11 protein-coding genes are annotated in these 12,888 nt (G+C 54.1%); 3 read left to right on the plus strand and 8 right to left on the minus strand.

All coding sequences use genetic code 11. The annotated features are described in order from the left end of the window. Positions 1-418: 418 nt before the first annotated feature. From BMX66_RS09065 to ppsA, 4 genes are all read right to left on the minus strand, one after another. Entirely contained in the window at positions 419-598 is a 180-nt protein-coding gene (locus BMX66_RS09065; RefSeq protein WP_090881327.1) for a hypothetical protein, read from the minus strand. A gap of 95 nt (positions 599-693) precedes the next feature. Continuing rightward, on the minus strand, positions 694-915 hold the full coding sequence (locus BMX66_RS09070; RefSeq protein ID WP_090881329.1) for a hypothetical protein: 222 nt from the start codon (positions 913-915) through the stop codon (positions 694-696). Positions 916-1,057: 142 nt separating this feature from the next. Further along, positions 1,058-1,672, minus strand: a complete 615-nt coding sequence (locus tag BMX66_RS09075; protein WP_090881332.1) for an undecaprenyl diphosphate synthase family protein — start codon at positions 1,670-1,672, stop codon at positions 1,058-1,060. 48 nt (positions 1,673-1,720) lie between these two features. Continuing rightward, positions 1,721-4,111: a phosphoenolpyruvate synthase gene (ppsA, locus tag BMX66_RS09080; protein ID WP_090881335.1), complete on the minus strand. Its 2,391-nt coding sequence runs from the start codon at positions 4,109-4,111 to the stop codon at positions 1,721-1,723. 126 nt (positions 4,112-4,237) lie between these two features. Here ppsA and BMX66_RS09085 point away from each other — a divergent pair, with 126 nt between their 5' ends. Further along, entirely contained in the window at positions 4,238-5,092 is an 855-nt protein-coding gene (locus BMX66_RS09085; protein ID WP_369826975.1) for a posphoenolpyruvate synthetase regulatory kinase/phosphorylase PpsR, read from the plus strand. 64 nt (positions 5,093-5,156) lie between these two features. On the opposite strand, the gene BMX66_RS09090 is transcribed toward BMX66_RS09085, so the two are convergent. From BMX66_RS09090 to BMX66_RS09105, 4 genes are all read right to left on the minus strand, one after another. Further along, entirely contained in the window at positions 5,157-5,774 is a 618-nt protein-coding gene (locus BMX66_RS09090; RefSeq protein WP_090881338.1) for a hypothetical protein, read from the minus strand. Positions 5,775-6,248: 474 nt separating this feature from the next. Next, complete coding sequence (locus tag BMX66_RS09095; RefSeq protein WP_090881341.1) at positions 6,249-8,687, minus strand: phosphoketolase family protein; 2,439 nt, start codon at positions 8,685-8,687, stop codon at positions 6,249-6,251. Positions 8,688-8,698: 11 nt separating this feature from the next. Then, positions 8,699-9,820, minus strand: a complete 1,122-nt coding sequence (locus BMX66_RS09100) for an acetate/propionate family kinase (protein WP_090881344.1) — start codon at positions 9,818-9,820, stop codon at positions 8,699-8,701. Positions 9,821-9,962: 142 nt separating this feature from the next. Further along, complete coding sequence (locus tag BMX66_RS09105; RefSeq protein WP_090881347.1) at positions 9,963-10,880, minus strand: universal stress protein; 918 nt, start codon at positions 10,878-10,880, stop codon at positions 9,963-9,965. A gap of 470 nt (positions 10,881-11,350) precedes the next feature. Here BMX66_RS09105 and BMX66_RS09110 point away from each other — a divergent pair, with 470 nt between their 5' ends. Then, entirely contained in the window at positions 11,351-12,241 is an 891-nt protein-coding gene (locus BMX66_RS09110; protein WP_090881350.1) for a Tim44 domain-containing protein, read from the plus strand. A 13-nt stretch (positions 12,242-12,254) separates the two neighbouring features. Further along, positions 12,255-12,836 (plus strand): ubiquinone biosynthesis accessory factor UbiJ, encoded by a 582-nt coding sequence (locus BMX66_RS09115; RefSeq protein WP_090881353.1) that lies wholly within the window; start codon positions 12,255-12,257, stop codon positions 12,834-12,836. Positions 12,837-12,888 lie beyond the last annotated feature (52 nt).

Genomic DNA, 12,888 nt, shown 5'->3' on the forward strand with positions numbered 1-12,888 from the left:
CTTGGCGGCACCAACGTTTCTCTGGGGCGATTTGCGCCAGGGCAGCGCCAGAATATCGGACACTGCTTGATCCACATGGGTGACAGGCACGACTCGATCGTAGCCAATAATGAGGAAACGGGTTCGACTGGAAACAACAAACAGGTCTGCAAAAAGAAAACCCCGCTGTCAAAAAAAACAGCAGGGAAAATTTGGTTTCGCCCTTGACACGGGGGCGGCTAATGGGTGTCCCTATTATTCATGGGAGACAAAAAAGCCCAGAACGGACTAACCGTGGCTGGGCATGGGTCAATATCGGAGAGGACGGACCCAAGATGTTTACAGAAGGGGTAAATGTAAACACCGGAAATGATTTTCTCATAACGATATGTCGAATCTATGACGCGCAATCACTTTAGCCGATAAATTTCGGCAAAATTCAATGCCGCTTCTCCAGTTGCTGCTTGATTTGCTCCAAGTCCTGCTGGATTTGTTCCACGGACGCAACCAGATAAATAAGGCCGAGATAAAGGTTATATTTCTCGGGCTGGGTTTTTTGGTCGCCAAAGGCATTGAGATTTTCGACGAACATTCTTTTCGCATCCGAGGCTGCTGACATGTTTATCTCCTTCCGCCAAAAAAATACGGTTGTTTGGAATGCCGTCCAAGAAGCATTGCGAGCTTCGCTACATCTCTCTCCAATCCCCCTCGCTTCTACCAGGCATTGAGGGGATTTTCAGATGGAGAGGGGTGATAACCCGCGGTGCGTGGGTATGCGACTGCGGGAAGATTGTCTGGAAGCTCGTCAACCTTGTCATAGGCTTTAAATGTAGCCTCCATGAGTTCCATGTAATCCCGAATTTCTTGCTCAGACATATGCATGTGCAGACTGCCGGCCAGGTCTCGCATCTGTTCGAAAGTAGGCCGCTTTATCATTTTGGTTTTATCTCCGCATCATTTGTCGGCAAAACCTCATCCCTTCGCGATGATGTACTCGCTTTTGACACGCCGACGCGCAACCTTGCAGTCTGATTCTCGATTTGGACTCCCCGACATGCCGCTGCACGCGGTGCCGGATTTATCCGCCAAGTGTCCGGTCCTGCCGCTTGAACCAGGACAGGGCATGCTCAAAATGTTGGGGCTCGAAATCCGGCCAGTATTCATCCCTGACATAAAAATCCGCGTACACGGATTGCACCGGAAGAAAACCGCTCAGGCGGCGTCCTCCTCCCCATCGCACAATCAGATCAAGACGCGAAACATCATTTGAGCGCAGACCGCCATTTTTAAGGCCATCCAGATCCCATTCCCATCCATAGTTAATGAGTAGATTCACCTTCATGCCGGTGCCCTGGCGCGTTCTGAATGATTCCAGAACCTTGGGAAACTGCGCGGAAGTCTCGTCGCCCAGAACAAGCAGGGCCGCGCCGCGGCGAGCAATTTCAAAAGCAAACGCTACGGATGCATCGGTAAAGGCAAGCTTCTGCGCGTTGGGCCGCCTGGTGTTGTCTTGCGTAAAACAGTAAATGGAAGCTTCGGCTATTCCGCGTTTTTTGCAAATTTCGTAGAGTGATAAACCCGGCCCGATACCTGATGCATATCCCTCCTCTTTAGGCAGGCCGCGGTTCATGGCCCAGCGGCGATTCCCGTCTGGAATGAAGCCGACATGGCGCGGAGTACTATTTTTTGCCATTTGCATCCTTATCGAAGCATGATTCGGAGTAACACCGCGGCTTTAGAACTATACCTTTTTTTTTGCCTCCCCTGCGAGATACAACCAGGTATCCACTACAGTGTCGGGATTAAGCGAAAGGCTTTCGATTCCTTCCTCCATAAGCCAAAGCGCCAGATCGGGATGATCTGATGGCCCTTGACCGCAAATGCCGACGTATTTGCCGGCTTTACGGCACGCCTGGATGGCCAGCCGCAGCAGGGCCTTCACCGCGGGGTCGCGTTCATCGAAGGCTTCGGCAACGAGGCCTGAATCGCGATCCAGTCCAAGTGTGAGTTGTGTAAGATCATTGGAGCCGATGGAGAAACCATCGAAATATTCCAGAAATTGCTCGGCCAGCAGTGCGTTGGAAGGAATCTCACACATCATGATCAACCGCAGCCCGTTCTCACCGCGCTTCAAGCCGTTCTCTTCCAGCAGCTCTATTACGCGCCGGGCCTCTGCCAGCGTTCGCACAAAGGGGATCATGATTTCCAGATTGGGGAGTCCCATTTCATCGCGTACTTTCTTCAGCGCCCGGCATTCCAGTTCGAAACAATCGCGGAAATTGTCTGCTACATAGCGCGATGCGCCCCGAAAGCCCAGCATCGGATTTTCTTCCCTGGGCTCATATTGCTGTCCGCCGATGAGGCTGGAATACTCGTTCGATTTGAAATCCGACATACGTACGATCACAGGTTTGGGGAAAAAAGCGGCGCAAAGAGTAGCAATGCCTTCGGTCAGTTTTTCTACATAAAAACTGACCGGATCGGGGTAACCTGCACTTTGGCTTTCCACCTGCTGTTGCAGGTCGGCGGAAAGATTGGAATATTGCAGTGCGGCTTTGGGATGGATTCCGATCATGCGCGCAATGATGAATTCCAGCCGCGCAAGCCCTACGCCATCGTTGGGCATGCGCTGAAACCCGAACGCCAGTTCCGGATTGCCGACATTCATGCTGATTTTGACCGGTGGCTTTGGCATACTTTCCAGTGCGAGATCGTTAACTTCAACTTCCAGCACCCCCCGATAAATATTGCCGGTATCGCCCTCCGTGCAGGATACCGTCACCATCTGATTCTCAGCCAGCAAATCAGTAGCGTTACCGCAGCCCACCACTGCCGGAATCCCCAGTTCACGAGCAACGATTGCGGCATGGCAAGTACGGCCGCCGCGATTGGTGACAATGGCGGAAGCACGTTTCATGACAGGCTCCCAATCGGGATCGGTCATGTCAGTCACCAGCACATCGCCTTCGCGCACGCGTGACATTTCACTGGCATTCAAGATCAGGCGCACGGGCCCCGTGCCTATTTTCTGGCCGATGGCGCGCCCTGAAACCAATATCTCGGATTTGCCCTTCAAGCGATAGCGCCGCAATGTATCCATCCCTGCCCGTGCCTGCACCGTCTCGGGCCGGGCTTGCAGGATATAGAGCTTGCCGTCAACGCCGTCCTTGCCCCACTCGATATCCATCGGTCTTTGATAATGCCGTTCGATGACAACCGCATGATGAGCCAGCTCCTCGATATCCGCGTCGCTGATGGAAAATCGCTTGCGCTCCGCCTCCTTCACATCCACTGTTTCGACTGGACGGGCCGCTTCACGGCTTGCAGAAAATTGCATCTTGATGAGCTTGGACCCGAGATTCCGCCGCAGAATTGCGGGCTTTCCCTGCGTCAATGCGGGTTTGTAAACGTAGAACTCGTCGGGATTCACCGCGCCTTTGACCACGGTTTCGCCGAGACCATAAGAAGACGTGATAAAAACTACTTTATCAAAACCTGATTCGGTATCCAGGGTGAACACTACTCCGGCGGCCCCGATGTCGCTGCGAACCATTCGTTGAATCCCCGCGGATAGCGCCACTTCGGAATGAATGAAACCCTTGTGCACGCGATAGGAAATAGCACGGTCATTGTAGAGCGATGCGAATACATCCTTGACCGCCTTCAGCAGATTGTCCGGCCCCTGTACATTAAGAAAGGTTTCCTGCTGCCCCGCAAATGAAGCGTCTGCCAAATCCTCGGCGGTTGCCGAGGAGCGCACCGCCAGGGAGATATCGCCGTCTTCCGCTTCACGCAACATCTTTTCGTAAGCATCGGAAATTTCTTTTTCCAATCGTGGGGGCAACGGTGTTTCTATTATCCAGCCGCGAATCTGCGCGCCAGCCGTTGCCAACGCGGCGACATCTCCCGTATCGAGGTTTGCAAGTCGCTCCTCGATGCGTTGCGCAAGTCCACCATAAGCCAGAAAATCACGATAGGCATCGGCTGTCGTAGCAAAACCACCGGGAACCCTGACTCCTGCCTGGGTAAGCTGACTGATCATTTCACCCAGCGAAGCATTCTTGCCCCCGACACTGCTCACATCGTTCATGCGCAACTCGTCGAACCAGATCACATATCGTGAATCGCTCATTTCTGCTCCTGTTCGCAAGTGGGGTGCGGTAGGTGATTAAAGAGGATTGTATTACATCCCTAAACGCGATATTTTGCCCTAAGTCGCATAAATCAACGTGTCAACATTACTGGCGAGCCGGATCAAATGTCAACCATGACGAAGCTGCCCATGTCGGAGCTGTCGCAGCGAACTGCGTTCTTCCTTTCGGATCGCACTGGCATTACTGTCGAAATGCTGGGGCATAGTCTGCTCAGCCAGTTTGAAAACGTGGCTTTTGAAGAAATCACCCTGCCCTACCTCAATACCAGGGAAAAAGCCGTGGCCGTTGTGGGGCAAATCAATGAGCGCGCCAGCATGGGACAGTCGCGTCCACTGGTATTCAGTACATTCGTAAATCCCGAAATACGGCTTGTTCTTGACTCTGCCAATGCATTGCATCTCGACTGTTTCAGTATTTTTATTGCCCCGATGGAAATCGAACTTGGCATACGTTCATCGCATACCGTTGGGCTTTCCCACCGGGTCGAAAACCCGATCGATCACCGCCAGCGAATTGAGGCAATAAGGTACACGTTGGAACATGATGACGGTATTTCACAAAAGAACTGGCGCCAGGCCGACATTACGCTGATCGGCGTATCCCGCACCGGCAAGACTCCCACCTGCCTCTATCTCGCGCTGCAATACGGTATTCATGCCGCCAATTATCCTCTCGTCCCCGAGGACTTCGATCGCGCGACGCTCCCGGCCCAGCTCAGGAATGTGCACAGCAAGCTGTTTGGCTTTACCATCGATCCCCTACGGCTGCATCGAATGCGAAACGAACGCAAACCGGACAGCAAATATGCATCTATCAAGAATTGCCAGTATGAAGTGCGCGAAGCGGAAATGCTGATGCGCCGTGAAGGAATTCCGTATCTCGACGCAACCAGCAAATCCATCGAGGAACTGGCAACAGCTGTAATGCATGAGGCGAAACTGGAGCGAAAGATCTATTAGGAAAATCATTAATGGCGAGAAAGCGGATGAATGCAGAAGAGCCCGCAAAAACGTGCAACGCATTCTAGGCAACCCGTCCGAACCCGTGGTCATGACGATATTTCGCCAGCAGCAGCTGCACGTCACTGTCCTCTGAAATCTTGTTTGCTGATTCCTTCAGTGGCCGATCATCCGGGTATAAATCAGAAAATGCAACGATTGACATGGCCGCGAGCTCCCATTCTTTCCTCGCGAATTCGCTATCACTGCCATCCCTGAAATCCGAATTGCCATAAACCGACCTCGGTCTGTCTACCCTCAGGCTCATCTGGTAGAGCACGTACCCCACCATACACATGAAGATGCCGCCGGCAAACATTTCCTTGAGGAAATATACAAAACCGAGGAGGAAAGATGTCAGGTACAGGATTACACTGTTAAGCTGCTTTTTCCACGAAGTGGTCGGAGAGGCAAGCGCCATCCAGTGCTTCACGATATAAGCGGTCAAATCGTCGGCATTGTCCCACTTATCGGCAAGAATTCTGGTTATCGTTGCGGGCGGCATATCCGGTCTACCGATCAATACATGAGGCGCCACGACAAGCGCATAAAATACCGGCAAAACAGCGCCCCAGTAGACCGCGAGCATCTGGTTCAGCGAAAATGAAGCATAAAGCGCGACTGCATTGATGATGAATATCATCAACCTTCCTTCCGGATCAGTAGATTTGAATTTACAGGCTTCCGGTTTAATGACGGCATAAGTTTATCTTCGCAGATCGACGAAAAACAAGGGCGGCGCCGAACCGCTGTAGCAGGTCTGCTGTGCCTGGCAAGGGCCGCCATGAGGACCGGGTTGGTCGCGAGGTAGATCGAAGGGCGATGTTGATGCAATTCGGCAGCCGTGGCAAGATGCTTGTGAAGTGTTTTCCATAGCTTCTTTGGATGCGCTGAGCATGACTCGCAGCGCGGCGAGAATCATCTTTTATGTGCTCTTGAGCAAGAAGAAAGGCTATGTCGCCGCAGCCGGTAGTCGATAAGCTTTTAAGGCGACGTATTATTGCAAGCACATCACCCCTATGCCAAATGTTACGCACGGGCTTCCTTTGGCGTCGTGAATTCGCCAGAGGAGGTAGAGATAGCTTGAGAGCCATTCATGCCCTGATCTGAGATAGGACTATGAATGGGAATCAGGCCAACGCCACTCCCGGATCTCTGGCATATCCTCGCCATGGAGCGTGATATAACGCTTGTGCTCGATCAGTTTATCGCGCATCAATTGCTTGAGGTAAGCGCCTTTGGAGGCCAGCTTCGGTACGCGGTCGACAACGTCCATTACCAGATGAAAACGGTCCAGGTCGTTGAGCACCGTCATGTCGAAGGGAGTCGTGGTGGTGCCCTCCTCCTTGTAGCCGCGCACATGCAGATTGTCGTGATTGTTGCGGCGGTAGGTTAGGCGGTGAATGAGCCACGGATAACCATGGTAGGCAAAAATGATCGGCTTGTCGGTAGTGAATAACGTGTCAAAGTCACGATCCGATAGCCCATCCGGATGTTCGTGCTGCGGCTGCAAAGTCATCAGGTCCACTACATTGATAACTCGTATCCGGAGTTGAGGAACATGACACCGCAGCAGATCGACCGCGGCCAGTGTTTCGAGAGTAGGCACGTCCCCGGCGCAGGCCATCACGACGTCGGGTTCGCAGTCCCGATCGTTGCTCGCCCAACCCCAAATGCCGATCCCAGCCGTGCTGTGCTTGACAGCCGCATCCATATCCAGCCACTGCAGCGCCGGTTGTTTACCCGCCACGATAACGTTGATGAAATTGCGCGAACGAAGGCACTTGTCCGTAATGAACAGGAGCGTGTTCGCATCCGGCGGGAGATAAACACGGATGATATCGGCTTTTTTATTGACGACGTGATCGATGAACCCAGGATCCTGGTGCGAGAAGCCGTTGTGATCCTGCCGCCATACATGCGACGTCAGCAGATAATTAAGCGAGGCAATAGGGCTGCGCCAGGGAATTTCTTTACTGCTTACCTTGAGCCACTTGGCGTGCTGATTGAACATGGAGTCAACAATATGGATGAACGCCTCATAGCAGGAAAAGAGGCCGTGGCGTCCCGTCAGCAGATAACCTTCAAGCCAGCCCTGGCATGTGTGCTCTGAGAGAATCTCCATCACTCTTCCATCGGGGGAAAGATGCGTATCCTCCGGCAGGGTCTGAGCGACCCAGGTTCGACCGGTCACCTCAAACAGGGCGTCGAGGCGGTTGGAACTGAGCTCGTCCGGTGCCATCACCCTGAAATTGCGGCTTTTCAGATTAAGCTTCATCACGTCGCGCAAAAATTTGCCCATTTCCCGCGTCGCTTCACCCACTACGCAAGCTGGTGCAGGCACCTCGACAGCATAGTCCTGGAAATCCGGCATTTCCAGTTCCTTCAGCAGCTGGCCGCCATTGGCATGGGGATTTGCGCCCATGCGCCGCTCTCCCTCCGGCGCCAGCGCTGCCAGCTCCGGCATGAGAACACCTCTGTCATCAAACAATTCTTCCGGCTTGTAGCTCTTCAGCCAGCCTTCCAATTGCTTCAAATGCTGCGGGTTTGAACCGATCTTCGCGAGCGGCACCTGGTGCGAACGCCAGTAATCTTCCACTTTTTTGCCGTCAACCTCTTCCGGGCCAGTCCACCCCTTGGGGCTGCGTAGAATGATCAGCGGCCAGCGCGGGTATATCCCAGGGCCGGCGCTTGCCCCGGGGCTTGTTTCCCTGGTACGGGCCTCGTTCTGAATGGTTAGAATCCGGTCAACCGCGACATCCAGCGCAGCCGCCATGGACTGATGCATAAGTTCCGGATCAGATCCTTCGATAAAATAAGGCTGATAACCATAGCCTGCGAACAGGCTCTCCAATTCTTCATGGCTGATGCGCGCGAGCAGTGTCGGATTTGCTATCTTGTAGCCGTTCAGATGCAGAATCGGCAGCACCGCGCCGTCATTGACAGGATTGAGAAATTTATTAGAGTGCCAGGCGGCAGCCAGCGGCCCGGTCTCAGCCTCACCATCGCCAACCACGCATGCCACGATCAGATCCGGGTTATCAAATGCCGCGCCAAAAGCGTGCGACAACGAGTAACCCAGCTCCCCGCCTTCGTTAATCGAGCCGGGCGTTTCCGGCGCGGCGTGGCTGGGAATGCCGCCGGGGAAGGAGAACTGTTTAAACAGCCGCTGCATGCCTGTGGCGTCCCGGGAAATGTGCGGATAAAACTCGCTGTAGCTGCCCTCAAGCCAGGTGTTTGCCACCATTGCCGGCCCACCATGACCGGGACCGGCTATGTAGAACATATTCAGATCAAACTTTTTGATGATACGGTTCAGGTGCGCGTAGATGAAATTAAGCCCGGGTGTGGTGCCCCAATGACCCAGCAAGCGGGGCTTGATGTGCGCGAGGGCCAACGGCTCCTTGAGCAACGGGTTGTCAAGGAGATAGATTTGCCCGACCGAGAGGTAATTTGCCGCGCGCCAGTATGCGTCCGTCTTGCGCAACTCGTCTGTCGAAAGAGGGGTATTAAGAGCGCGATTTCCAGTTGTGGTTGCCGGTTCGGCTTCATTCATGTGGATCTCCTTCAATTTTTATTTTCTTCGGCCATCACGACGTCCGCTTCTCGCGCCAGGATTATTGCCTCGTTTACGGGAATTACCCATACTTCAACCCTGCTCGTCTGGCTGCTGATTAACGACGTTCCATTGGAGCCGAAATTTTTTTCCGGATCGATTTCAACTCCGCACCACTGCATGCCGGCCAGAATTTTTTCTCGCACTGCCGGCACGTTCTCGCCCACACCGCCGCCAAAAACGATGGCCTCGGCGCCCCCGAGCACGGCCAAATAGGCGCCAATATATTTGCGCACCCGGTAGCAATATGAATCCACTGCAAGCCGCGCGCGCTCATCATCCGATTTCAGCAGTTCATGCATATCGCCGCTGATCCCTGAGACTCCCAACAGACCCGAGCGCTGGTTAAGCAGTTGATCCACTTGCTCAGGTACCAGGTTCTCCTGGCGTTGCAAAAACGTGATCAGACCCGGATCTATATCGCCCGAGCGCGTCGCCATCATGAGCCCCTCCAGCGGCGAAAATCCCATTGACGTGTCGCGGGCCAATCCGTCCTCAACCGCAGTGATCGAACAGCCTGCCCCAAGCTGCATGGAAATTACTCTCGACCCCCTCTCTCCACGCGGACCGCCTGACTGCGATTCCCGCCAGCTCCGCCACATGGCCTGATGCGCCAGCCCATGAAATCCGTAACGCCGCAGCCCATGCCTTTCAGCAAGTGCGTGGGGAATGGCATAAGTCCGGGCTGGCTCCGGCAGAGCTGCAAAAAAGGCGGTATCAAACACCGCGACCTGGGCAACGCCGGCCAGCACCTCTCGTGCTGAGCGTATCCAGTGCAGCGCAACCGGATTGTGCAACGGCGCCAATGGCGCCAGATGCTCAATCTCTCTTTCCACTTCCTGGTCGAGCCGCCGGGATGCAATAAGCGTTGCGCCGCCGTGAACCACGCGATGGGCTACCACACTTATTTCCTTGAGCCCATGCGTCTGCATGAATTCCTTCAGCATGATCCGCGGTTCGCGGCCGGACAGGTCATGACGGACGCCCGCCAACTCCTTCAAAGTGTCGCCGTTGCGGACAAATGCGACCAGACGAACCGATGAACTACCGGTGTTAATGGTTAAAATGGTCATGAAAAAAGAACTTGTTGGAGAATCCGGCTCTGTGCTACGTGTGGGCTACTACACTACGGTTATTTACGCGCCGGCTACGGGCGGAGCATAAGGTTAACCAGGGGCCGACCCTAAAACTGGCTATGAGCTGACTATGAACTGACTATGAACTGACTATGAACTGACTAGAACCAGCCATAGGACTGACTACGAGCACGTCGCATGGCGTCTCATAGAGAACGTGCTTTGTCACAGACCCGAATAACGCCTCGTCCAGCTCTGTTTCGCCACGCTTACCCATGACAATCAGATCAATATCAAGAGATTGTGTTTTCTCCCGGATCACTGTCGGTGAGTGGCCATACTCGATGAGGGACGCCACCCGAGTATCGCCGCGGGCGTGGTCGGCGACTATCTTCTCCATGCCTTCACGGGCCCGGCTCAGCATCTTGTTGCGGTAGAGATCGATCCATTTCGCGTTGAAGCCGGCCTGCTCCATTTTCCGCCCAAGCGGCATCTCGATTGCATGCAACACATGAACCGATGCCTGCGTCGCAACTTTCAGCGCCACGTTCAAGGCGTCCAGAGAAGGACGTGAAAAATCCACTGGCACCAGCACATGCTTGTATTGCCCCTTCGGTTCCTGTTTTATGATCAGCAGCGGATGATGTCCCGTACGAAGGGTTTTCGATGCGGTAGTACCCAGAAAGAGTTCCTTGACAAATGTCTCGCCCTGGTCGCCGACCACTATCAGATCGACATGATGAGACTCTGCATAACGATTTATCTCGACATGCGCTCTGCCAACCGCGACGTGATGTCTGGCGCTTATCCCATCCCTGGTTAAAGTTTCCACCTTATTTTGCAGCGCCAGCTTGGCACGATTGCAGAGTCGCTGCTCCGTTTCCAAGGGGGTCTCGGCGATCAGGTGCTTGAACGATTCGAGCGGAAACACGGGAAGAACGTGCAACAGATCCAGTTCTGCTTCGTGCTCCGCCGCCAGCTGCGCGGCACGCTGCACGGCCCTGTCGGCACGCGGCGAAAAATCGGTAGCGACGAGAATGCGTTGAATTTTTTCCACGTGCAATTCCTCGCAATAAGCCTGCTGATCGAACTATGCCTGCTGATCGAACTATTCTATTTATTTAATACGGGGTTTTAGTGGCCGTCTGTGCGGAAACTATCATATGACGGTATTACCCCTACGACCCTACGGCATCTCAAGAGAGTACCAATAAGCTTCCCATTTGAGCGACCCGGCAAGGACTCCAGGTTTCGGCTCGCAGCAAACCCATGCCCCGCAAATATACGACCCCTCGCGTTTGAATCTGCTATCTGAATCTGCCTATCGGAATCAGAAGTATTTCCAGTTCAAGGACAATAAAGACCTGATCCAGGTAAGCACCGCGTTTCGATATTTCGACCTTGTCGCGCGCTGATACGAGTATTCGGAAATGGCTTGAAAATAAGATAACCGGCCCAATTTATGAGACATCGCGACGAATTGATAATGCTATACTCTTCACTTTCACCGTATCTCAGGAGACCTTCATGAAGAAAATATTGACCCTGCTGACCTTGGCCATTTTAAGCTTCGGATTGGCCGCCTTCGATGCGGAAGCAAGGCGCTTTGGCGGCGGTAAAAGCATTGGCAAGCAACGCGAAGCGATAAACCAGCAAGCGGCTCCCAAACCGGCGCAAACGCCAGCGGCCGCGCCCGGCTCGGCCGCTGCGGGTGGCAGTAAATGGATGGGGCCGCTGGCCGGCCTGGCTGCGGGCGGACTGCTGGCGGCACTTTTCATGGGCGGCGCATTCGAAGGCATCAATATGATGGACGTGTTGATGCTGGCTGCGCTGATGGCCGCGGTTTTCTTTGTCGTGCGCATGTTGCGCAGGCCTCGCCAGGAGCATTCCGCAAGGCCAATGCAATATTCAGGCATGGGAGCTGGCGCCGGTAGCGGCGCGCCGTCGGCAAAAAACGCGGGGGCAGGCCCGGCAACAGGAGCACCTTCGGGGGCGTCAGCGGCCAGAACGGCGGCGCCAGCTACCGGCAGCAACGCAAATATTCCTGCGGACTTCAAGGTCGAGCCGTTTCTGCGCAATGCCAAAACTTCATTCATCCGCCTTCAGGCAGCCAATGACGCTCGTGACCTGAGCGATATCCGGGAATACACCACTCCGGAAATGTTTGCCGAGATCAGCATGCAGATAAACGAGCGCGGCAATGAGGCTCAAAGAACCGAGGTGATGGCCATCAATGCGGAACTACTCGAAGTAGTTACCGAGAAGGACACAGCCATTGCCAGCGTACGGTTCAACGGTCAATTGCGTGAATCCGCCAACTCGTCTCCGGAAGCATTTGATGAAATATGGCACGTACAGAAGAATCTTAAAGACCCTGAATCAGTCTGGCTGCTGGCAGGAATTCAGCAAGTCTCCTAGATCCTGACCCACCATGCTGGCATCCGTTGCGATAGCCCCGCTCAACCACTTGCTGCGTGGGGAAAGCTGGGCGCGCAGGCGGCTTCAGTCCTGTGCCGGCAAGACGGCGCGTTTTTGCGTTCCGCCCTTCCTTGACCTCGCCCTGACCGTCCAGGCCAGCGGCGAGGTATCCATGGCGGCGAGGAATGCTCCCACTGATGCTATCTTTACCCTTGTTCCCGGCCTGGTGCCGCGTTTGCTGGCTCATGACGAAGATGCGTACCGTGAAATCCGGGTTTCGGGTGACGGTGCCTTCGCTGAAGAAATCCTCGATATCGGGAAAAATCTGCACTGGGATATGGAGCAGGATTTAAGCGGTGTGATGGGCGATATTCTGGCACATCGCGTGACGCAGGCAGGCCAAAGTCTGTTGCATTGGCATACCGGAACCGTTCAAAACTTATCGCGGACATTGCTGGAATACCTGACCGAAGAGCAGCCGCTGCTTGCCAAGCCCGCGGATATGCATGCATTCATCCATGAAGTAAACGCATTACGGGAACATGCCGCAAACCTGGAAACGCGCGTGAAAGCACTGACAAAAAAGCGCCTGTAAACGAGCTGAGAAGATTATCCAAGGAACCTCTGAATAAATCGGGCGAACTGTC

Origin of the sequence: Nitrosovibrio sp. Nv6 (assembly GCF_900110495.1) — a bacterium.
Lineage (GTDB): Bacteria > Pseudomonadota > Gammaproteobacteria > Burkholderiales > Nitrosomonadaceae > Nitrosospira.